The sequence below is a fragment of the Paenibacillus arenilitoris genome, assembly GCF_014705655.1.
GTDB lineage: Bacteria > Bacillota > Bacilli > Paenibacillales > Paenibacillaceae > Pristimantibacillus > Pristimantibacillus arenilitoris.
On record NZ_JACXIY010000001.1, the window covers coordinates 143,421 to 165,932 of the forward strand.

General features: G+C 53.7%; 17 protein-coding genes. 16 read left to right on the forward strand and 1 reads right to left on the reverse strand.

The genetic code is table 11. The annotated features are described in order from the left end of the window. Positions 1-398: 398 nt before the first annotated feature. The 9 genes from IDH41_RS00490 (at position 399) to IDH41_RS00530 (ending at position 7,795) form a co-directional block, all read left to right on the forward strand. On the forward strand, positions 399-617 hold the full coding sequence (locus IDH41_RS00490; protein WP_190857278.1) for an uberolysin/carnocyclin family circular bacteriocin: 219 nt from the start codon (positions 399-401) through the stop codon (positions 615-617). A gap of 39 nt (positions 618-656) precedes the next feature. Further along, positions 657-878 (forward strand): uberolysin/carnocyclin family circular bacteriocin, encoded by a 222-nt coding sequence (locus tag IDH41_RS00495; RefSeq protein ID WP_190857280.1) that lies wholly within the window; start codon positions 657-659, stop codon positions 876-878. Between the two features lie 125 nt (positions 879-1,003). Continuing rightward, positions 1,004-2,656: a hypothetical protein gene (locus tag IDH41_RS00500; RefSeq protein ID WP_190857282.1), complete on the forward strand. Its 1,653-nt coding sequence runs from the start codon at positions 1,004-1,006 to the stop codon at positions 2,654-2,656. 1 nt (position 2,657) lies between these two features. Beyond that, positions 2,658-3,422, forward strand: coding sequence for an ABC transporter ATP-binding protein (locus IDH41_RS00505; protein ID WP_190857284.1), 765 nt, complete (start codon positions 2,658-2,660; stop codon positions 3,420-3,422). Further along, positions 3,419-3,964: a stage II sporulation protein M gene (locus IDH41_RS00510; protein ID WP_190857286.1), complete on the forward strand. Its 546-nt coding sequence runs from the start codon at positions 3,419-3,421 to the stop codon at positions 3,962-3,964. Before IDH41_RS00505 ends, IDH41_RS00510 begins: the two co-directional genes overlap by 4 nt. A 60-nt stretch (positions 3,965-4,024) precedes the next feature. Then, positions 4,025-4,687, forward strand: a complete 663-nt coding sequence (locus tag IDH41_RS00515) for a hypothetical protein (protein ID WP_190857287.1) — start codon at positions 4,025-4,027, stop codon at positions 4,685-4,687. A gap of 26 nt (positions 4,688-4,713) precedes the next feature. Beyond that, positions 4,714-5,874: an efflux RND transporter periplasmic adaptor subunit gene (locus tag IDH41_RS00520; protein WP_190857289.1), complete on the forward strand. Its 1,161-nt coding sequence runs from the start codon at positions 4,714-4,716 to the stop codon at positions 5,872-5,874. Beyond that, on the forward strand, positions 5,874-7,076 hold the full coding sequence (locus tag IDH41_RS00525; RefSeq protein WP_190857291.1) for an ABC transporter permease: 1,203 nt from the start codon (positions 5,874-5,876) through the stop codon (positions 7,074-7,076). Before IDH41_RS00520 ends, IDH41_RS00525 begins: the two co-directional genes overlap by 1 nt. 14 nt (positions 7,077-7,090) lie before the next feature. Further along, positions 7,091-7,795: an ABC transporter ATP-binding protein gene (locus tag IDH41_RS00530; RefSeq protein WP_223829329.1), complete on the forward strand. Its 705-nt coding sequence runs from the start codon at positions 7,091-7,093 to the stop codon at positions 7,793-7,795. 100 nt (positions 7,796-7,895) lie between these two features. Here IDH41_RS00530 and IDH41_RS00535 read toward each other — a convergent pair whose 3' ends face one another. Further along, complete coding sequence (locus tag IDH41_RS00535) at positions 7,896-8,603, reverse strand: FadR/GntR family transcriptional regulator (protein ID WP_190857293.1); 708 nt, start codon at positions 8,601-8,603, stop codon at positions 7,896-7,898. Between the two features lie 130 nt (positions 8,604-8,733). Here IDH41_RS00535 and IDH41_RS00540 point away from each other — a divergent pair, with 130 nt between their 5' ends. The 7 genes from IDH41_RS00540 to IDH41_RS00570 all read left to right on the forward strand — a co-directional run bounded on the left by IDH41_RS00540 (position 8,734) and on the right by IDH41_RS00570 (position 22,478). Beyond that, positions 8,734-10,149, forward strand: coding sequence for an FAD-binding oxidoreductase (locus IDH41_RS00540; RefSeq protein ID WP_190857294.1), 1,416 nt, complete (start codon positions 8,734-8,736; stop codon positions 10,147-10,149). A 19-nt stretch (positions 10,150-10,168) separates the two neighbouring features. After that, positions 10,169-11,521, forward strand: a complete 1,353-nt coding sequence (locus IDH41_RS00545; protein WP_190857635.1) for a (Fe-S)-binding protein — start codon at positions 10,169-10,171, stop codon at positions 11,519-11,521. Between the two features lie 330 nt (positions 11,522-11,851). After that, the gene (locus IDH41_RS00550) at positions 11,852-13,408 is read left to right on the forward strand and encodes an extracellular solute-binding protein (RefSeq protein ID WP_190857637.1); all 1,557 of its coding nucleotides are present in this window, start codon (positions 11,852-11,854) and stop codon (positions 13,406-13,408) included. Positions 13,409-13,441: 33 nt separating this feature from the next. Next, positions 13,442-15,190, forward strand: a complete 1,749-nt coding sequence (locus IDH41_RS00555; protein ID WP_190857296.1) for a sensor histidine kinase — start codon at positions 13,442-13,444, stop codon at positions 15,188-15,190. Further along, complete coding sequence (locus IDH41_RS00560; RefSeq protein ID WP_190857298.1) at positions 15,183-16,811, forward strand: response regulator transcription factor; 1,629 nt, start codon at positions 15,183-15,185, stop codon at positions 16,809-16,811. The genes IDH41_RS00555 and IDH41_RS00560 overlap by 8 nt, the downstream gene beginning before the upstream one ends. A gap of 168 nt (positions 16,812-16,979) precedes the next feature. Further along, positions 16,980-18,533: a glycoside hydrolase family 43 protein gene (locus tag IDH41_RS00565; protein ID WP_397327251.1), complete on the forward strand. Its 1,554-nt coding sequence runs from the start codon at positions 16,980-16,982 to the stop codon at positions 18,531-18,533. A 132-nt stretch (positions 18,534-18,665) separates the two neighbouring features. After that, positions 18,666-22,478 carry an endo-1,4-beta-xylanase gene (locus tag IDH41_RS00570; protein WP_190857299.1) on the forward strand — a complete coding sequence of 1,271 codons (3,813 nt, stop codon included), beginning with the start codon at positions 18,666-18,668 and terminating at the stop codon, positions 22,476-22,478. The last annotated feature ends 34 nt before the right edge of the window (positions 22,479-22,512 follow it).

Consider the following 22,512-nt stretch of genomic DNA (forward strand, 5'->3'; position numbering starts at 1 on the left):
TTCTATAAGGAGACCCGTCAGCGTTGAACGGTCAGAGGCTGTCCGAAAGACGGAAGGCATCGTTCCTTGAAAATAGCGGTACGGGAAGCTCCTCAGCTCCTCCCGTACCGCTATTTTTCTCTATAGATTGGCCGGTTGTGTTATTTCTGCATCTTAAATAAATATTTGTAAATGAATTCCTGTGTCCACAGAACTAAAAATTCAATTGTACAACGATTTCGAAAGTTAAAATTGATTCATTTTTTTAATGATTAGTCATCATAATACATATGATACTTTGGAATGGTGTATATTTTTGGGTAAAAAGAACTATTAATCTTTACGAATTATTAAATTATAACTAGTGGATATTGGTACTTTTTGTAATTATAATAACTTTTGGAAGGAGGTGAAAATAAATGGAAGCTTTGTTGTTGGAAATTGCTCTCGTTATGGGCGTAGGTACGGGAACGGCGTTTCGCGTATATCAGCTCATCATGGCTGGCGCATCGACTTGGGCGTTGATTTCAATGATCATTGCAGGCGGAGGCTTTATTGGAATCGGTATTGTTGCGCTTCGTTACGCGGTCAAGAAATGGGCGACTAAGAAGCTTGAAGATGTTGCGGTAGCCTATTAATCCAATCCAATGCATAAATAAGAAAGGAGGATCTCAAAGGTGGAAAATATAATTTTGGAGATCGTGACAGCGACAGGAGTTAGCACGCAAACGGCATACTTCATAATTAAAATGGTTATGGCGGGCACTTCCATTTGGGCCATCGCAGGTGCGATTTTGGCTGGAGGAGGCGTATTGGCGGTTGGCGCTCTTATCGTCCGCAATTACATTCTTAAGAAGCTTGGACAGGATGCTTCATTCAAAATCATTGCTACTTATTAATAGAATAGCGCCAATCTTACGCGATTAGCGCTATCCCCCAGGTGTTGCATAAAGAGTACGGTGCGGCCTGCCTGACAGGCCGCCTCGCACATTTATTTTACTAAAAAATCAAGAAGAGGTAAAGGATGAGGAAACTCGTTGCGCTGCTCCACCTTCAACATCTTCTATATTTGCGTTGGTTTGTGTACCAATTCAACGTGTCGATCCGGCCGGGTACGATTCATCTGATTAGTCTGTTCATCGGTGCGCCATTGTTAGTGGCATTTCTTGCTTATTATTTATTCAGAGCGATCTTCCTGCTAGCTAGAGCTGGAGGATTCCAGCCCGAATGGGAGCATGTCAGCATTGCCTTCTCGCTCATTTATTTAATCCTTGGATTAGGGTTCGCCGGCGGCTCTTATCGGGAAACCTACATTCGGGCGTTTCATTCCAATGACTGGGAATTCATACGCGTTCACCATGGGCGAATCGCGATTGTACAATTGGCTAAGCTTATTGACATCTTCCCCTGGCAGTTCATATTTCCGTTGGTGCCGGTCGTGGTAGGCGCATCCTTATCCTGGAACCGCATATTCGCCGCTTCAATCCCTGCAGGCTGGTATACCTATGGGCTTCTTGCTCTTGCGGCAGGCGCACTGGCGCTGCGAACGATTGCCTTGCTGTTTAATCACCTTTACCGCAGTTCCGGCAATAAACGTTCGGCTGGATCCGAGCTTGCCGTCTTTGCCGCCAAGTCTGTCCTTTTCTCCTTTGTTTGTTATTCGGTTGTTAAGTGGATTGTGATCCAAGACCTTTCGTCCTTGTTTCCATTCGAGATGAACAGCCTGGCCGGTTGGCTTGGGCTGAGCCGATCCTGGATACTTCCAACCAACTGGCTGTTAAGCGGAAATGAATGGTTATTCGTAATAGCAGTCATCCTTTTGTGGTCGATTGCCTGGGTACTATTGGTTCGCAATGAGGACCGGTTATTATCCTTGCAGATCAATTTGCCTGATCATATCCAGCGATCACGCAGACGTTATTCGGCAGTATTTGGAGGAAACAGTCAAATTCGCAATCTCGTACTGAAGGACCTTATCCTTCTTACTCGTGATAGATACCGCGTCATTCCGCAACTGAAGGCCTATCTCATGGTGTTGATGGCCCTCGGAGGAATCGGACTTGCGGTACGTGAATTAGGTTGGATACAATCGTCGGCCTTTTCCTTCTCCGCCTTATTTGCGGCACAGCTGTTTCTCGCGTCGTTCGCCAGCGATCTGGTTACCCGAGTGACTAGCGTAGATGCAGAAGGAACGATGATGACTATATTACTGACTCACCTGAGAAAGCCGCATGCCATTATTGCTTCTAAGCTAGTGCTTCATATGGCGCTCATTACGTGTCTGGTCACCGTATCTGTTGCGGTGCTTGCCTTCGTAATGGGAATAAAGCCCTCTATGGCCGCGATGAGCATGCTTAGTATGCTGCTAATCAACCTGATATCGAGCTTAGGCACGGTGGTCTCTACAGCTATGTTCCCGAGGTTCGATTGGGATGATGAGTCAAAAATTAACACCTCGGAGAAGGCAGGGTTAATGGAATCGCTCATTACGAGAACCTTCGAGCTTGTTAATATTACGATAATTGGAACGAGCGGAGCTTTGCTGTTCGGGAAACGTCTCGATGAAAGCATGTTTTTCCTAGTTTCGCTGCTCGGTCTTGTAGTGACCTGCGCGATATGGAGTATAGCGGCGGCGTGGCTTCTTAGAAAAGCTTGGTGGAAGGAGTGGAGGTTATAGGATGAAAGTGATCGATGTGCGCAATATTTCATTCCAGTACAAGGGAACGGAACGGCCAGCGGTTGAGCAAATCAGGTTCGAGGTCAATCAAGGAGAAATTGTCGGCTTGCTCGGTCATAACGGAGCAGGCAAGACGACGATATTGAAATGCATTGCGGGGCTGATGCAGCCGGCAGCCGGGGAAATAACGATGGCTCCTGCACCCGGCAAGGATGCCGGGACGAATGATAGAACAATGGGGATTAGCGATCTGGGGTATGTTCCTTCCGACTTTTACCTGTATCCCTTGTTAACGGTTGAAGAAATGATACGCTTTACGGCCAGTCTTCACAGGCTCGAAGAGCGGGTAGTGTCGGAGAGGATGAATGCGATGCTGAACGCCTTTCAGCTTAATGATAAGCGCCATCAATTTGTGAAGACGTTGTCCAATGGGATGAAGCAGAAGGTGGCGCTCATCACGGGAGTCATCCATTATCCGCAGACGTTAGTTCTTGATGAACCCATGACAGGCTATGATGCCGTCGCGACCAGGGAAACGAAAAATTTTCTTACCCGTTACGCGAATGAACAGCAAGCCGGGATCCTGCTTTCCTCGCATCGGCTCGATGTTGTGGAAGATATTTGTGAACGAATTGTTGTCATTCATCAAGGGAAAGCGATTTTTAACGGGGCGATCTCTGAATTGAAACATCTTGCGAATGATTCGAAGACGCTTGAGGAAGCGCTGCTGCGGATGTCAACGGAATCGGAAGAGGTGACGGAGTGATTCAAGGTTTTAAATGGGTATATGCGCATGCGGCAAAGTGGCGCTATCTGCTCATAGCCTCGTCCGTTCTATATGGATTGGCTGCTATTGCAGGCGCAGTCGTCGGTTCAAACGAGCCGTTACAAAATACGGAAGGGGATATTCCACATGATCCGTTTTATTATTTAACCCATAACTCGCGTTCAATTCTGCTGTTCTTAAGCGGGCTTCTCACGTTTGGCATGACAAGCATATTTGCATTATTTGCGAATGGATTCATGATTGGGTTCTCTGTCGCAGGACGAAATCAAGATACGCCGCTTTGGGCAACGCTTATGCATATCATTCCGCATGGTATCTTTGAAATTCCTGCGATGCTGCTTGCCGGAGCGGTCGGGCTATACCCGTTGCAGCTGCTTGTTCGATATGCCCGCAACCAGAGGCCTCTCAAAATCGGCTGGATGTCCATTGTATTAAGCATCGTATGGATTGGCGCCCTACTCATTGCAGCCGCTTTTGTGGAAGCTTTGATATCCCCAGCTATTATCGATTGGGTGACATAAGGCTGATACCCAAACATTCGAACCCTTGTCATTGAAATTCTAGTCCGGAGGTAGAACAAGATGGTACTCGTTGATTTCGTCAAAGTATTATTCGTTCCCAGACCGATCATGGAAAAAAGGCTTTTTCAAGAGCGCTTTTTCTCCATGATCGTACTTTTAAGCTTGTTATCCGTCATTCTCGCCGTCGTTTCCGTATCCTTTTTTCGTGCGGAAGATATGACAGAAGCGTCGGGAGTAACCATAGATTCGGATACTTATGAAGCTTATAAAGTATTCATGCTGCTGGGTACCGGTTTCATGGCCAGCTTCACGCCAATCGTCTTCATTCTGTTCAACACCTTGATAAATAAGCTGATCCTGTGGGCGGTACGGGTAACTATTCCTTTCCGGGGCTTGTTTATTCTAGGTATTCTTGCTCATATTCCTCTCCTCATGGATACTCTCGTCCGGATTATTGTTCAATCCTTCATCGGGGAACCGCTCACGAAATCGCCGGCGGCGTTATTCTCATTCCTGTTTGATTCAGAATCGCAACTAGGGGGCATGTTGTCCGTTTTTACGGTGTTCGGCGTATGGAGTACGCTGCTCTACGCGACCGGCATTTATATTCTCGCTCCGGAACGCGCCCGTTGGCGGAGCATTATCGTTGTTGTACTCGTTTGGATCATTACGACCTTCGTCTCGGGATATATAAATAACAGTCTGGGTCCAATCGGCAAATAGAGTCTAAGCAGCATGAGGTGATCGATGTGAAAAAGGCAGTCGTCGGAGCTTTAGTGTTAGTTGCCGTAAGTATAGTGGGTTTTAATGTGTGGCAATTAAACCAGTCGAGCACGACTAAGCAAGAAGCTGTCAACGTGGAGACCTATAGAGTAGAGTTTCAAGAGCTCAAGCAATATGTCATTGCCTCGGGAGTCGCTATTCCCGCAGAAGAAGAAAGAATCTATCTGGACAGCGGGCTTGGTCAGCTTGAACGTATTCTGGTTGCGGAAGGACAGAAGGTTAAGGCGGGTACACCTGTACTCCGGTACCGGGCCGATGATATCTCGAATGAACTTAAGGAATTTGAAATCTCTCGCAAGCGGCTGGAGCTTGAGTTGGAAGAGAATAAGGAGCAGCTCTCGAATCTAATGCCTGAATTAAGACAAGAGCTGGGGAATATCACAGACGATACGCAGCGCGAAGAAGCAGTGCGGCAGCTAGGACGCAAGAAACGCAATCTCGAACGCCAACAGGCTGTCATTATATTGGATATAGAAGCGATTAAGATGCAGACAGCTGCCTTGGAGGACAAGCGGAAGAGACTTGTCGTAACGAGCGGAATGAAGGGAACGGTTCAGAAAATTGAATACGATTCCTCTGATTACAGCGATAACCCTTTGATCTATATCGTGTCCGATCAGAACTATAAGGTTCATGGCACCATAACAGAGTTCGACCATGTACTTGTGAAGATGGACCAGAAAGTTGAAGTTAAGCCTAAGGTGCTGTCCGGTCAGGCATGGAAAGGTATAGTACGAAGCGTAGATTCGACTCCGGTAGGCTGGAGTACGGCTGATTCAGCAACCCAAGGCGATAAGGAGGTTGTTACCTCTTATCCTTTTATTGTAGACCTGCTGGAGCCAAGTGAAGAATTGAAAAGCGGCTATCATGTCTATATTGATATCGAAGTAGAGCCGAACGAGAGGCGATTAGCTGTCCCCCATGGAGCAATTCTTAATGAAGAAGGACAAGAAGTTGTCCTCCTAGTGCGTGAAGGCATTATTCAGAAACGGCAAGTGACAACCGGCAGGTCTAGCGATAATTGGAAAGAAATTGTAAGCGGCCTTATGGAAGGGGATCTCATTGTAAGCAGCCCTCAACCGGAAATGAGAGAAGGCATGCCTATCCAAACGGAGGATGCCGCTTAATGCTGTTGGAAAATATTAGAATCGCCGTATCCTCCATTTATGCGCATCAGCTGCGCTCTCTCCTAACGATGATCGGCATCATTATAGGTGTTGCTTCGGTCATTATGATCGTTGCCATTGGACAGGGCGGGGAATATGCGCTTAAGTCTTCTTTTGCCGGCTCCGGTCAGAATACCATTGATATCGACTTCGAATATGCGGAGGGAACGTTAATGAGCGATGTGGGCTCGGAGCCGCTTTATACCGAAAGCGATGTTATAGCCCTAAGCAAACTACCTGAAATTAAACGAGTCATTCCGACCGTTAATAGCTCTACCAATGCGCAATATTTGGATATGACGCTTAGTGTGCAATTAGTGGGAATGACGGAGGGCTATTATGAGGTATATCCCCAGCGGTTGCTCAAAGGCAGATTAATTGACAAGGCCGATCTGGAACAGGGGCGCAAAGTTACGATAATCGGCGAAGACGTGGAGAAGGAATTGTTCGTGGGACGCGACCCCATAGGAAGCTATATCGAGTTGGAAGGTGTTCCGTTTAAGGTTATAGGCGTAGTCAAGCCGATGAGCGGCGGAATCTTCTCGCTGGCATTGAAGGAAATGATCGTCCCCCGTACGGTATGGCCCGTCTTATACGGGCGGAATGAGATTAGCTCGCTGACCGTTCAGGCGCTGGATGCCGCGAGTATAGAGGCAGCCGGACAGAAGGCCGTAAACCTTCTTAATGCGATGAAGAAAGACAGACAACGCGTGAAGGGGGAGTACTATATATTCAACCTGGAGCAAATTCGCGAGTCGCTCTCAACCATTACCCGCATAATGACGGGAATCATCGGGGGAATTGCGGGCATCTCCTTATTCGTTGGGGGAATCGGGGTGATGAATATTATGCTTGTGTCCGTAACGGAACGAACGAGAGAGATTGGCATTCGCAAAGCATTAGGGGCAACCAAAGGCGAAATCCTGATTCAATTTTTAATAGAAGCGGTCTTACTTACTACGCTTGGCGGAGGAATAGGCATTCTTATCGGAATGGGAGGCGCAGAACTTGTCAGCCTGTTCACCAGGTGGCCGTCGCTTATTTCATGGCCGGTCATAGTCGGAGGACTTCTGTTCTCCATGGTCATCGGCATTGCGTTCGGTATTTTGCCGGCAAACCGCGCTGCGAAGCTTCAGCCGATCGAGGCCCTTCGTTATGATTAGGAGGGAGTATACCTATGAACGTGATGGAATTGCAGGATATTAACAAGCTTTATCCGGGCGTTGAGCCTTTACATATTCTCAAGAACATTCAACTTACCGTTCGACATGGCGAGTTTTTGGCTATCGTGGGGCAAAGCGGCTCAGGCAAGTCTACTCTGATGAATGTAATGGGACTTTTAGATATTGCGACCACAGGCGCGTATCGGTTCGAAGGCGTCGATGTCAGCGGGCTGACGGATGAGAAGATTTCGAAGCTTCGCAGTCGGAAAATTGGTTTTGTCTTCCAACAGTTCAATCTGCTCCCAAGACTGTCTGCCTTAGAAAATGTGGAGATCCCCATGATCTACGCAGGGATAGGACGCAAAGAACGGCGTGAAAAGGCGATGCAGCTTCTGGAACAGCTTGGGCTGGCTGAGCGGGCGAAGCACAGGCCAAGCAAGCTGTCCGGGGGTCAGCAGCAGCGGGTGGCTATCGCAAGAGCATTGGCGAATTCGCCTACGCTCATTCTAGCCGATGAACCAACGGGTGCACTCGATACAACTACAGGTCTCGAAGTGCTGCACACGTTGGTCCAGCTGAATGAACAAGGCAATACGATCATTCTAATCACTCATGATCTGACGGTTGCATCCTATGCTCAGAGGCTCATCACGCTGAAGGATGGAGTTATTATTTCGGATGAACGGCTTCAAACGATACATAAACCTCAAAAATTATAACCTTTATGAAGAGAGGGCAGCTTCCTCTCTTTTTTTATGTCGATCTTCGATGTCAGGTTTCTGCTGCACAACGTACAACAGCCGCGAACTCGCTTGCTATTTAGTGCTGCAAAGCGTCCCGAAGGACCTGTTCCACCTTGGACAAATGATCGGCGATTCGACTTTCGGCCAGCTTCTTGTCCTGCTTCTCGATCGCTTCAAAGATCATCCTATGCTCATGCAGCAATCTGGCCGCCGTTGCCTTCTCGCGGTAGAACCACAGCTCCCTGGACTGACGGATCGATTCATTGAACCGTCCGGACAGCGATTCCATCAGCTGGAAGAGCAGCGAATTGCCGGATGCCGCCGCTATCGCCATATGGAACGCCACATCGGCGCGTTCGCCTTCCGACGTATCGTTGCGCCCCAGTCCGATCTCCATCGCGGCTAACCATTCGGTTAGACGCTGCAAATCTTCCGGGCTGCGCCGCTCGGCGGCAAGAGATGCCGCCCGAACTTCCAAGGCCATCCGAACTTCCAGCAGTTCGACTAACGAATCGGCGCCTTGGAGCAGCAGCCGTTCATCCCGATGGCCCTCGGCCGGAAGCACCGGTTTGACAAAGGTTCCGCCGCCATGGCGAACATCGAGCCAGCCCATCGCTTTGAGCGCGCTTACCGCTTCTCTGACGGTGGAGCGGCCGACGCCGAACGCTTCGGCGAGCTCCACGACGGATGGAATTCGTTCGCCCGGCTGCCATGCGCCGTCTTTAATTTTGAGCAGGATTTGATCGGCGACGAGTTCGTGGCCTTTTGGGGTCGTTATTTTCATGAGCGCCTCCAACAAGTTCAAGGTGATCCATCATTCATTTGGGACTATGCAATCGAGATCATTTTAGCATATAATGGGGGAAAAGTCATCAGATGACCTGACTACAGCTGCTAGAATCGGAGGATCGACAATGCTGGATCGGACTCTTGTCGCGAAGCTTCGCGAGATCGTAGGAGATGTATACTTCAGGGAGGATAAAGAGGCGTTGGTTGCTCATTCGTATGACGGGACGCCGATGCTGCAAAGCCTTCCGGACGGCGTGATCTATCCGAAGGATACCGATCAGGTTGCCGAAATTATGAAATGCCTTTCGCGCTATCGCGTGCCGGTCGTCTCCCGCGGCTCCGGCTCCAATCTTTGCGGCGGCACCGTACCCGTTCAGGGCGGGGTCGTCATGGTCATGCATCGAATGAACCGAATCGTAGAGGTCGACCCGGAAAACTTGACGGCAACGGTTCAGCCCGGCATCGTTACGGCGGAATTCATCTCGCATATCGAATCGCTCGGCCTGTTCTATCCGCCGGACCCGAGCAGCATGCGAATATCGACGATCGGCGGCAACATTGCCGAGTGCTCCGGCGGACTTCGCGGCTTGAAATACGGCACGACGAAGGATTACGTGCTCGGACTGGAAGCCGTTCTTGCAAACGGCGAAATCATCCGCACCGGCGGGAAGCTGATGAAAGACGTTGCCGGCTACGATCTGACCAAGCTGTTGATAGGCTCCGAAGGAACGCTGGCGATTATTACAGAAGCGGTCTTGAAGCTGGTCCCTCCCCCGAAGAGCAAGAAGACGATGCTCGCCATGTACAAGGATCTCTACGGGGCAGCCCGCACGGTATCGCGCATCATCGAAGCCAAAATCATTCCGGCGACATTGGAATTTATGGACAATCCGACGATTCGGGTGGTGGACGATTTCGCCAAGCTGGGCCTTCCCCGCGACATGGAGGCGATTCTGCTTATCGAACAGGACGGCGACCGGGAAGCGGTGGAACGCGATATGGAGAGCATGAGACGAATATGCGAATCGGAGCTCGCCGACCGGGTCGAAGTCGCGGAAAGCCGGGAGCATGCCGAGAAGCTGCTGACGGCGAGGCGAAGCGCTTTTACCGCGCTGGCGCGGCTTCGGCCGACGACCATTCTGGAGGACGCCACCGTTCCGCGGTCCAAGATTGCGGACATGGTGCTGCGCATCAATGAAATCGCAATAAAGCACAACGTTTCAATCGCTACGTTCGGACATGCGGGAGACGGCAATCTTCACCCGACGGCCACAACGGATGCAAGGGACCTGGACGAGGTGCGCCGCGTCGAGCAAGCTTTCGAAGAAATATTCGAAGCGGCGATCGAGCTGGGCGGGACGATAACGGGAGAGCATGGCGTGGGAATGGTCAAAGCGCCGTTCCTCGAATGGAAAATCGGAAAGAGCGGCATCGAAGTGATGCGGGGAATCAAGCAGGCGTTCGACCCGTACAACTTGCTGAACCCCGGCAAACTATTCGCGAAAGAAACAAGGAAAAGAGTGGTGATTGACCGTGGCTGACGAAAAAGCAGAGAAAACGATGCAAAGCGATGTGGAGATAATTTTCCAAAATCCAATGGCCAAGACGCTGCAAATCAAGCTTGATTACGATCAATTAACCAATTGCATGCGGTGCGGATTTTGCTTGCCTGCTTGCCCTACGTTCCGGGAAACGGGCCTCGAGCAGGAGTCTCCCCGCGGACGTATCGCGCTTATGAAGGCCGTCGCCGACGGCATGATGGATCCCGATCGCACGTTTCAGGAGCAAATGAACCATTGCCTGGGCTGCAGAGCTTGCGAACCGGCATGTCCCGCCGATGTGAAGTACGGTCAATTGATCGAGCAAGCCCGGGACGCGATCGAGGATCATGCCCAGCACGGCTTGCCTGTCAAAGGAATCCGCAGCTTCTTTTTCAAGGGAATTTTCCCGCATCGCGCACGGCTGAAAGCGCTCGGAGGCGCGCTTGCCGTCTATCAAAAATCGGGCTTGCGCAAAATCGTTCGAGGAAGCGGCATCATGAAGCTGTTGCCGGCACCGATGAGAGAGATGGAGCAAATATTGCCGGACGCTTCTTCCCAGGGCGTCGTGGAGCGGCTCGGCACCTTGCTTCCCGCCAAAGGCGACAAAATCGCACGCGTCGCCTTGTTCCGAGGCTGCATCATGGACGTCATGTTCGCGGACACGAATGTCCATACGGCGAAGCTGCTCTCCGAAGCCGGCTTTGAAGTCGTGATTCCGAACGAACAAGGATGCTGCGGCGCTCTTCACGCGCATAGCGGCGAGTTGGAAATGGCGAGACGTCTTGCCCGTTCCAATCTGGAAGCGTTCAAAGCGGCGGAGGCCGACTATATCGTCTCCAATGCCGGCGGCTGCGGGGCTTTGCTTGTCGAGTACGATCATCTGCTGCAGCAAGATTCGGACTGCCGCGAGCTTGCCGAATGGTTTTCTTCGCGGGTAGTCGATGTGAGTCAATTGCTGTTCGAACGAGGAAGACTGCCGAGGTTTGCGGATGACAGCGCGAGCGCGCAAGAGCCCGTGACGATCACCTATCAGGACTCCTGTCATCTGCGCAACGTGATGAAGAGCCCGGACGCCCCGCGTCGGCTCATGAAGCAGGCGGCCAACGTACGTTTCGTGGAGATGAAGGAAGCCGATCGGTGCTGCGGATCCGCCGGCATTTATAACGTAACGCAGCCGGAAATGGCAAACGAAATATTGGCGCACAAGATGGAGCATGCGAGCCGAACAGGCGCGCGGTATTTGCTGACCAGCAACCCGGGCTGCCTCCTTCAGATGAAGCTGGGCGTATTGAAGCATGGCGGAAGCGAGCGAATGGAAGTGAAGCACGTCGTCGATTTCTTATACGAAAGAATCACGCATGCGGAGGAGTGATCCTTGCCTGATGCGGTAAGATAGGAGGGCTGGAATGAAGCGCCGTCTCGCGCGATCCATATGCAGGAGAAGTCATGAACGGGTAACGAAAATCAAAAATTGCATCTTGCGCGATGGAAATAAGGATCCGGATAATGATGATTATACAGCTCGTCTGCGCTGCGCCGATAACGGTAGAAATGAGGTTGTGTCGTGCCGATTACGAATTCGGGAAGAACAAAGCTTACGCTGCTGCAGGCCTGTCTGCTCGTTTCGCTTGTCCCGCTGTTGTCGGGATGCAGCGATCACGCGAACGGGGAAGGGCCCATTCCGGAAGCCGTGCAGGACGGAATGATCTACAAGGAGCCGGGACTCGGCAAATACGATCCCCCGATCGACGTTTCATTCGTCAGGGAAAACGGGACCGGTCTCGAAAATTTGATTCGCGAGCTGCCGGGTCAATCCATGGAAGACAATGCGTGGTCCAGGCTCTACGAAGAGGTATTAGGCATTCGAATACGGTATGACTGGCTCGCGAAGGGCGATCTGTACCGGCAGAAGTTAGGCGTTTCCATTGCCTCCGGCGATATTCCCGACGTCGTCAAGGTGAACGCCCAGCAGCTGCGCCTATTGGCCAACGCGGGGCTGATTCGGGATATGACGGAGACGTACGAGAAGTACGCGACGCCCTTGACCAAACGTATTCTTAGCCAAGAGGGGACGAGGCCGTTCGACTCCGCTACGATCGACGGCAAATTAATGGCGATCCCGGAGACAAGCGCTTCGATCGAAGGCGCTCAATTCATTTGGATCCGCATGGACTGGCTGGAGCGGCTGGGCATGCGGCCCCCTCGTACGATGGATGATCTGCTCGCGATTTCGAAAGCGTTTACAGAGAAGGACCCCGACCAAAACGGCGAAAACGACACCTATGGTCTTGCCGTCACCCAATATTTGTGGGATCCCGTCATGGGGATTATGGATTTTATGGCCGGGTACGGCGCGTATCCGAAACTATGGCTGAAGGACGACAGCGGCAAGCTCGTCTACGGAGGCATTCAACCGGAAGTGAAGACGGCGCTCCGGGCGCTGCAGGAGATGTACGAGAGCGGTCAAATCGATCCCGAGTTCGGATTGAAGGACGGCAACAAGGTGAAGGAAGTGCTAGCGTCGGGCAAGCTCGGCATGTTTTACGGGGAGCAGTGGGGTTCGTTCGTCGCGCAAGCGAGCCGGGAGCTGTTCCCGGATTCCGAATGGCAGGCGTTCCCTATCGTGTCGGCTGACGGAGAGCTTCCGAAGGTCCCGCTCCGGTTCAGCACGCATCAGTTCCTCGCGGTCCGGAACGATTATCCTTACCCGGAAGCCGTCGTGAAGATGTTCAACCTGCACCTGGAGAAAAATTGGGGAGAAACGGCCGAATACGAAACCTATTACAGCAATCCTTTCCCGGTGTGGCAATTGTCGCCGATCACGCCTTATCCCGCGCGAAAAAACCTGGAGGCGTTCCTTCAGCTGAAGGAAGCGCGCCGAACCGGCGACTTCTCCATGCTGAAGGACGAGGCCAAGGCCATTCAGAAAAATATCGATACGTACTTGGCCGGAAGCGCGAACAAGGATTCCGGATGGGGCTGGGCGAAGACGTACGGGCCGGACGGAGCCTTTGCGATTTTGGACCGGTACGAGCGGAACGGACAGCTGCTGTACGAAAGCTTCGTCGGCGCGCCTACGGATACGATGATCGACAAGCAGGCCGTCCTGGACGAGCTTGAGCTCGAGACGTTCATCAACATTATTCTCGGACGCTCCGTCGGCGATTTCGACCGGTTCGTCGAAGAATGGACGGCATTGGGCGGCAACCGGATTACCGCGGAGGTCAACCAATGGTTTGCCGAGAAACATGAACCTTAACCTAGACATACATGCGGCAACGGAGGCGTTCGCTTGATTAAATTTCCCGCATTTTCCATGCGCAGCTCGATTTTTGCCCGCTTGGTGCTTACTTATCTTATCGTGGTGTTCCCGATTATTCTGCTCGGGGTCTATTTGTATCAATGGAGCTATCAGAACGCAAGCGACGACATTACGAGAGCCACGGTCAAACAGCTGGAGTATTACCTCGACGGACTGAACCGCGAAGTGGAATGGATGGAGCTGCAGCTATTCGATACGGTGGAAGACGCAGGGCTGAATAAGCTCTCCGCGACCTGGAGCCTGATGGACGGCGCGGAACAGCGAACCCGTCTGAACGAGGTGCTGCACCGGCTGACTTCCTTCCAGAACAGCAGTCCTTACATGAAAGATATTTACGTGCATATCCGGCCCATTAACAAAACGGTGTCGGCGGCAAGCGGCGTTCAGCCGCTGGACGAGGTCCGGTTCCATACGTTTAATACCCGCTCCGGCACGAACGAGAGCCGGTTGTTATTATGGAATAACGGGCTTCATCTTAGCGCCGCCAAGCAAAGCGGCAAGAAGGGAGACGAACCGGTCTTTATCGTCCAAATCGAGCTGGATTCGGACAAGCTGGGCAAGTCGTTGCATCAGATCAATATTTATCCGGACAGCGGATCCCTGCTCATCCTGGAGGAGAACGGCTATTCCATTCGCAGCCATCCGGAGTCGGACGCTTCGATCCTGCAGTTCGTGCAGGAAGCGAGCGCGACGAACGACAACGAATTTCAGATGAAGATGAATGGCAAGAGCTATCATATGAACAAGGTGTATTCCGAATCGCTCGGCCTTTCCGTTGCGGCCTATTTGCCCGAGGAGACGGTCAAGCGGCCGCTCAGCAAGTTCTATAATTGGGGATTATTGTTCGCGCTCACGTCCCTGCTCGCGGTGGTCGCATTCTCTTATTCTTCGTACCGCTTCATCCATCGGCCGCTGCTTTCGCTCGTGCAAGGCTTCAAGCGGATGGAAGGCGGAGCGCTCGACGTCCCGATCGAACACGGGCGCAAAGATGAATTCGGTTATCTGTACACCAGGTACAACCAAATGCTTGCCAGGCTGCAGAGCCTGATCGATCAAGATTTCAAGCAGAAGATGATGATGCAGCGGGCGGAGCTCAAGCAGCTTCAGTCCCAGATCAACCCGCATTTTTTGTACAACAGCTTTTTTATACTGAACTCTCTTGCGAAGACGGGGGACGTGGACCGGATCGAAGCGTTCACCGGCATGCTGGGCGAATACTTCCGGTTTATTACCCGCAACGGGGAAGATCACGTGCCTCTGTCGGAGGAAATCAAGCACTCCCGGATGTATACGGAAATCCAGAAGCTGCGGTTTTCGAGGCGCATTCGCGTGCAGTTCGACGAGCTGCCCGCCGGGATGGAGCGGATTCGCGTCCCGAGACTCATCGTTCAGCCTATCATCGAGAACGCATACGAGCATAGTCTGGAGAAAATGACGGAAGAAGGCCTGCTTCGCGTCACGTTCGACCGGACGGAGAACGAGGCGTCGATCACGATTGAAGATAACGGCGACGGCATCGCCGACTCCGATATCGAAGCGTTAAAGGAGAGGCTGAATCAAACGGCCAATTCCTACGAAATGACGGGAATCATCAATATTCATCGAAGGCTTGCCCTGACATTCGGGGAAGGAAGCGGACTGGTCTTGTCCAGAAGCGGCCTGAACGGGTTAAAGGTCGTGATACGAATCAGGCTGGAGGAGGAGAAGAACGATGTATAGGCTCTTAATCGTCGACGATGAGGAAATTATTACGAATAGTCTGTACGAGGTGTTCCATCGCCTCATGTCAGATTCGCTGGATATATGCCGGGCTTACTCCGCCCGCGGGGCGCTGGATTGGCTATCGCGTACCCGGATCGATATCGTGCTAACCGATATCCGCATGCCGGGGATGAACGGCTTGGAGTTGACGCAGGAAATCCGGTCGTTCTGGCCGAGATGCAGAATCGTATTTTTGACCGGCTTCAGCGAATTCGATTACGCGTATCAAGCCATTCAAATGCCGAATGCGCGTTATTTGCTCAAGACGGAAGGGTACGACAAGGTTTCGCAGACGGTCGAGGACGTTGTACAAGAACTGAACCGGGAGCTCCGGTTCGAACAGCTGGCGGAGAAATCCCGCGAACAGACGGATGCGCTGGCGCTTATTTCGCAAGGCGATTATTTCCGGCATTTCCTTCAGGAAAGCAGCGCGATGAACGGTCGCCGGGAAGAGCTGGTCCGGGATTTCGAAGAGCTGAACATCGTTCTCTCTCCGAATGCGCCCGTCCTGCTGGCGCTTGGCCGGGTGTCCTACAAGGCGGATACGGGCTATGCGGGAAGGAGCAAGGTTGTTGCGGCCGTCCGGAGAATCTGGAGCTCCTTCATGTCGGAGCAAACCCGCAGTATCGGCGTCGTGGACAAGCAGGGCGATATGTTATGGTTCATTCAACCTACGCCGGATGCGGGCGAGAAGTTCAATCAGCACTTGCTCCGTTATTTGGAAGGAACGCTGGAGCTTGTCCAGGAAGCGTGCCTGGCTTCCTTGCAAGCGGCGATCAGCTTTACGGTTAATGGGGCTTTATGCGAATGGGAGGAAGTGACGCTCCGGTACGAGAGGCTGCGCCGGCTTCAGCAGTCAAGGATCGGAGACGGCCTCTCCATGATCCTGATCGACAGGGCCGAGGAGTCGGAAGCGGACGTTTTGAAAGAGGGGACATCCATCGACTACAAAATCGCCATGCTGGAAGCGCACTTGGAAGGCGGGAAGGCGTCCGAGTTTCTGGAGGAGCTGGAGGCGCTCGCCTCCAAGCTTCTTCACGGATGCTGCGGGAGCGTTCAGAAGACGATCGAAGGCTACTACGCGATTGCGCTCGTGCTGCTCTCCTATATGAACCGCATGGGGCTGCACGGCCAGCTCGGGGAATACGGGAAGCTGATGCGGCTCGATGACCACGGCTCCATGAAGGACGCCTTTGTGTACCTCCGCGAAACGGCGCAAACCGTGTTCCGATACAAAAACAAAGACGAGCGGGACAGGGCGTCCCAAGTCATCGAGCGCATCTGCCAGTTTATCGAAGAGCATCTGGACGAGGATCTCTCCTTGGTCAGGCTTGCGGAGCTCCATTATTTCAACCCGTCTTATCTGTCCAGATTTTTCAAGCAGGAATTCGGCATGAACGTATCCGAGTATATCGATAAATGCAGGCTTCGGAAAGCGAAGGAGCTGCTTCGCAATCACGAGATGAAGGTGCGGGACGTCGCTTCCGCCGTAGGCTACGAGGCCGCCCATTCCTTCACGCGCTTTTTCAAGAAGATGACCGGTCTGACGCCGCAGGAATACCGGGACAACCTGATATGATCGCCTACTAGCAGGCGGGGAAAGTTCGTTGAGGCCGTTCAACGGACTTTTTTTGTTGCGCGTTCAACTAGAACTAGACGGGTACCGGACATACGAATCGGCAGGTTGTTGCCGTTATTGGCGAGCGGTACACTTTTTACAGAATGAAAGGAGGGAAGAGGAAGGGCAGTGCTGCGGAAATTAACATTCATCTTGTTCGCCGCGTTATTGGTTGCCGGGATCGCTTTACATAAATGGAACAAGGAGCTGAAGGCAGATATGAACGAGGAAATGAAAGCGAGCTACACCGCGCCCGCGGAAGCGATCGGCAAGCTGCCGGGCAACGGCAATCCCGTCGTCGCCCACAAATTCGGAGCGGATCCGTACGCGCTCGCGTTCGGGGGACGGGTGTACCTGTACAACACGAACGACGTGCTGGAATACGACGGGGAGGGCGAAGTCAAGGACAATACGTACGGGAACATCAATAAATTATCGGTCCTATCCTCCGATGACTTGATCAATTGGACGGATCATGGCGTCATTCGCGCCGCGGGACCGGAAGGCGCCGCCAGATGGGCGACGCAGTCCTGGGCCCCCGCCGCGGCTCATAAGAAGATTGGCGGAGAAGATCGGTTTTTCTTGTATTTCGCCAACAATGCGAGCGGCATCGGCGTGCTGACGAGCGACAGTCCGACCGGGCCGTGGACCGATCCGATAGGCAAGCCGCTTATCTCGCGGGATATGCCCGCGGCGGCAGGCGTGACCTGGCTGTTCGACCCCGCCGTTCTGGTGGATGAAGACGGAACGGGCTACCTCTATTACGGGGGCGGCGTGCCGGAAGGACAGCACGAAATGCCGAATACCGCCCGCGTCGTTCGGCTTGGGGACGATATGATCAGCGTAGCCGGAGAAGCGGCGACGATCCCGGCTCCGTTCATGTTCGAGGATGCCGGCATTAACAAATACAACGGGGAGTACTATTACACCTATTGCTCCAACTTCTATAACGGAGCAAGGCCGGAAGGCAGTCCTCCCGCCGGGGAGATTGCTTATATGACCAGCGATAATCCGATGGGACCTTGGACGTATCAAGGCTCCATTCTCCAAAATCCGGGCCAGCTCTTCGGCGTAGGCGGCAACAACCATCATGCGATCTTCCAATTCCAGGACGCGTGGTATATCGCCTATCATGCGCAGACCTTGGCCAAAGCGATGGGGGTTGCGAAAGGCTACCGTTCGACGCATCTCAATTCGGTTCGGTTCGCCGAAGACGGTTCCATTGTCGAGATTGCCGCCGATTGGAAGGGGGTGGATCCGATCAAACCATTCGATCCGTTCGTTCTTGCCGATGCCGCTACGATGGCGTGGAGCGCGGGGGTTACCGCTCAGCCGTTCGTGGGCGACGAAACCGATCGCCAATCGGCGAAGCTGGTCGTGAGCGACGTGCACGACGGCGATTGGACGGCGGTTGCCGGCGTGGATTTCGGAGACGGAGCTTCTTCGGTTTCGGCCTCGATTGCCAGCGCGGCCGAGGGAAGCACGATCGAGCTTCGGCTGGATCGTCCGGACGGCAAGCTGATCGGGACGCTGGTCGTGCCGAATACCGGCAGCTTGCGGCAATGGAAGGAAGTCGAAACGAAAATAGCCGGTGCCGAGGGCATTCATGATCTTTATTTCCTCTTCAGAGGCGAAAGCGAGAAGGAACTGCTCCGATTCAATGCTTGGCGGTTCGGCCGCTAAGCGGTCAAGAGCAACTGCCGGTCTATCGGCGGAACGGCTTAGCGGAGCGGCAATGACCAGAACACCTAGATCGCGCAACGTCCGAAGGCGGACGAATTAGCAGGGCAAATACGATCATGCGAGGTGTTAGCGATGTTGTTCGCAAGATGGAACCGGATGCTGTCGTTCATCCTGGCAGGCATCCTGGTTATGACGTCCGTTACGATAGCGCCATATGCGGCGAATGCGGACGAGTCTTCACTATCCTCGGACTTCGAGGACGGCACGGTGCAAGGATGGTCCGGGCGCGGAGGCACGGAGACGCTGTCGGTTGCGGAGGATATAGCGAATACGGGTTCGCGCAGCCTAAAGGTCGAAGGAAGAACCTCGGGCTGGCACGGGCCTCAGCTGAGCCTGTCGTCGTACATGCAGACCGGCCAAAATTATGCGCTCTCCGCGTGGGTTCGACTGCCTGCGGGAGTCGCGGACGCTCCCGTGTCGCTGCTTATCCAGAGGACGACGGACGGTGCGAACCACTATGAGCAAGTCGCATCCAAGACGGCGAACGCTGACGGCTGGGTCAAGCTGGCAGGCGAATACAAGCTGCCTAAGGCATCGGAGAATGTCATGGTGTACTTGGAATCATTCGACCTCCCGGCGTTATCCTTCTACGTGGACGATTTCCTGATCGAGCCGGCGGCCGAACCGGAGCCGATCGTCATTCAGCCGGACATTCCGAATTTGAAGGATGTGTTCGCCGAACATTTCCTGCTCGGTTCGTCTCTGCTGGCGGGGGAAGTCGCGGATCCCGAAGGACCGGATGCCGAGCTGCTGAAGAAGCATTTCAACAGTCTGACGCCGGGCAACGAATTGAAATGGGACGCGACCGAGCCGGTCGAAGGCCAGTTCAACTTCACGCAAGCGGACCGGATCGTCGATTTCGCCGTGGAGAACGGGATTCCCGTTCGCGGCCATACGCTCATCTGGCATTCGCAAACGCCGGATTGGGTATTCCATGACGAGAATGGCAGCCTTGTTGCCAAGGAAGTGCTGTTCGACCGCATGAAAAATCATATCGACGAGGTCGTCGGCCGCTACAAAGGCAAAATTTACGCGTGGGACGTCGTCAACGAAGTGATCGAAGTCGGCGACAATCAGCCGAACGGACTGCGCGACAGTCTCTGGTATCAAATCGCTGGCGAAGAGTTTATCGAGAAAGCGTTCGAATACGCGCACGCAGCCGATCCTGATGCGGTGCTGTTCATTAACGACTACAACACGCATATCCCCGATAAACGTCAAGCGCTGTACGATCTGATCAAGCGTCTTAAGGACAAGGGCATTCCGGTCGAGGGCGTGGGACACCAAACCCATATCGGCATCGAATATCCTGCCGTTCGGGAGCTCGACGATATGATCGAAGCGTTCCGCGATCTCGGCATCGAGCAGCAGGTTACCGAGCTGGATATGAGCGTCTATACAAGCGATTCGCAATCGTACGAGACGTTCCCGGAGGAGCTGCAGCTCAAGCAGGCCTACCGTTATCAGGCGATTTTCGACGTGTTCAAGAAACACGCCGACCAGCTCACGGCCGTCATCTTCTGGGGCAAGGACGACGCCAACACGTGGCTGCTGACCTTTCCGGTCGTACGCAACAACTGGCCGCTGCTGTTCGACGAAAGACTGCAAGCGAAATATGCGTATTGGGCGATCGTCGATCCGACCAAGCTGCCCGTGCAGATCAATGGCGCCACGGCGCGGCAGGGCGGCGCGGCAATCGACGGCAAGCGGGAGCAAGCCTGGAATCGCACGCCGTCCGTGCAAGTATCGAGGGCAGGAGTCGAGTCGTTCTCGTTCAAATCATTATGGGAAGAGGAGCGTTTGTACGTATCGGTTGACGTCAACGACGCTGCGGTGAACGATGGCGACGCGGTAGAGCTGTTCGTTGACGGCAACAACGGCAAGACGGAAGTGTACGAGGCGGACGACTTCAAGTATGTCTTCTCCCGCAGCGGGGAGAGCTCGCCTGTCGATGCCGAGTTTGCGTCCGGCGAGAAGGATGGCGGTTACCGGATCGAAGCTTCGATTCCGTTGGACGAAGCGGCGGTCGGCCGAGAAATCGGCTTCGACGTGCGGATTGCCGATGGAGCGGGCGAGACGCCGGTTGTGCTGTCCTGGAACGATACGACGAACGAACAGGATACGGACACGTCCAAATTCGGTGTGCTGACGCTTGCGGAAGGCGCTCAAGCGGCTGCAGCTGTGCGAGGAACGCCGGTGATCGACGGCGAGAAGGACGCGATCTGGCAGACGGCGAACGAGGTGGCGACCGAAAGGCGGGTAATCGGAGATAGCGGCGCGGCAGCTATCGTCCGTACGCTGTGGGATGAAGAGCGTTTGTACGTATGGGCCGAAGTGACGGATCCGCTCCTGTCCAAGCAAAGCGCGAACGCGCACGAGCAGGATTCCATCGAACTATTCGTCGACCAGAACAACGCCGCTTCCGCCGTTTATCAAGCGGATGACGGGCAATATCGCATCAATTACGACAATGAGCCTTCGACGAATCCGGGTTCGAAGAGCGTCAATCTGACGTCCGCGGCCAGACAGACGGAGAACGGATATGTGGTCGAGGCAGCGATCACGCTCGACGCCATCGATCCGGCCTCGGGAGACGCCATCGGGTTCGACGTGCAGGTGAACGACGATAAGGACGGGGACGGCATAAGAGACAGCGTCTCGATATGGAACGACCGTTCAGGACTGTCTTGGCAAAATACGTCGGGGTACGGCGTGTTGACGTTCGCCGAAGCGGAGGATGATCCGGACACGGGCAACCAGCCGTCAACGCCGGCAGTACCGGCGGCGCCAAGCGCGGTCGTGACGGATGCCGAATTTGCGGAAGCGCTGGACGAATCCGGCGAAGGTATGCTGACGATCGAGGCGGACGCGTCGAATACGGGCAGCGCTTCGATCGAGTTGACGGGCAGTCAGCTTCAGCAAGCGGAGGAAGCGGGCATCAAGGTGATTGAGATACGTACGGAATTCGCTGAGCTTCAGCTTCCCGTATCCTTGCTGCAGACTTCCGGGAGCGGCGGCACGGCGAAGCTTACGGTCAGCCAGGTCGACCCTGCGAAGCTTCCGCAATCCGTGCGGGACACAATCGGCGGCAATGCCGTTCTCGATTTCACGCTGACGGTTGACGGGAAGTCCGTCGACTCCTTCGGCGAAGGTCAAAGCGTGCGGGTAACGATGCCTTATGCGTTGAAGCCCGGCGGGAAACCCGGCCAAGTTGTCGTCTGCTATATCGCGGATGACGGCAAGCTTGCGACGATCAAGAACGCCCGTTATCAGCCAAGCACGGGTGAAGTTGAATTCAAGACGAAGCGCTTCGGCAAATATGCGGCGGCAGACAACGCGGTTTCCTTCTCTGATTTGAATGAAGCCGCTTGGGCACGGGAAGCGATCGAAGCGATCGCGGCCCGCGGCATTGCCCAAGGCGTATCCGCTGCGTCCTTCTCGCCGAATTCCGGGGTGACCAGGGAGCAATTTATTCATCTTCTGGTGCAGACGCTTGAGCTGGACGCGGAGGAAGCCGGTCCATTTTTTGCAGATGTGAGCAGAGGCTCCTACTATGCATCGTCGGTTGCCATTGCTACAAAGCTGGACATTGTCCAGGGCATGCCGGATGGCCGATTCGGCGTCGGCGAAGCGATCAGCCGCGAGGACATGGCGGTCATGGTCTACCGGGCGATTGGCGAGACGGGAATAGCTTTGCCGGAGGGTCAAGATGAGAGAACCTTCGAGGATGAAGAGGAAATTTCGGCATACGCGATCAAAGCCGTAGACGGACTTGCGCGCGCGGGAGTCGTCAACGGCAAGCCGGGCAATCGGTTCGATTGTGCGGGGACGACGACCCGCGCGGAAGCGGCCGTGCTGTTGTACCGGCTGCTCGAGCTGCAGTAGGTGCATGCATGCCAGAACGTATGCCGTGGGACTG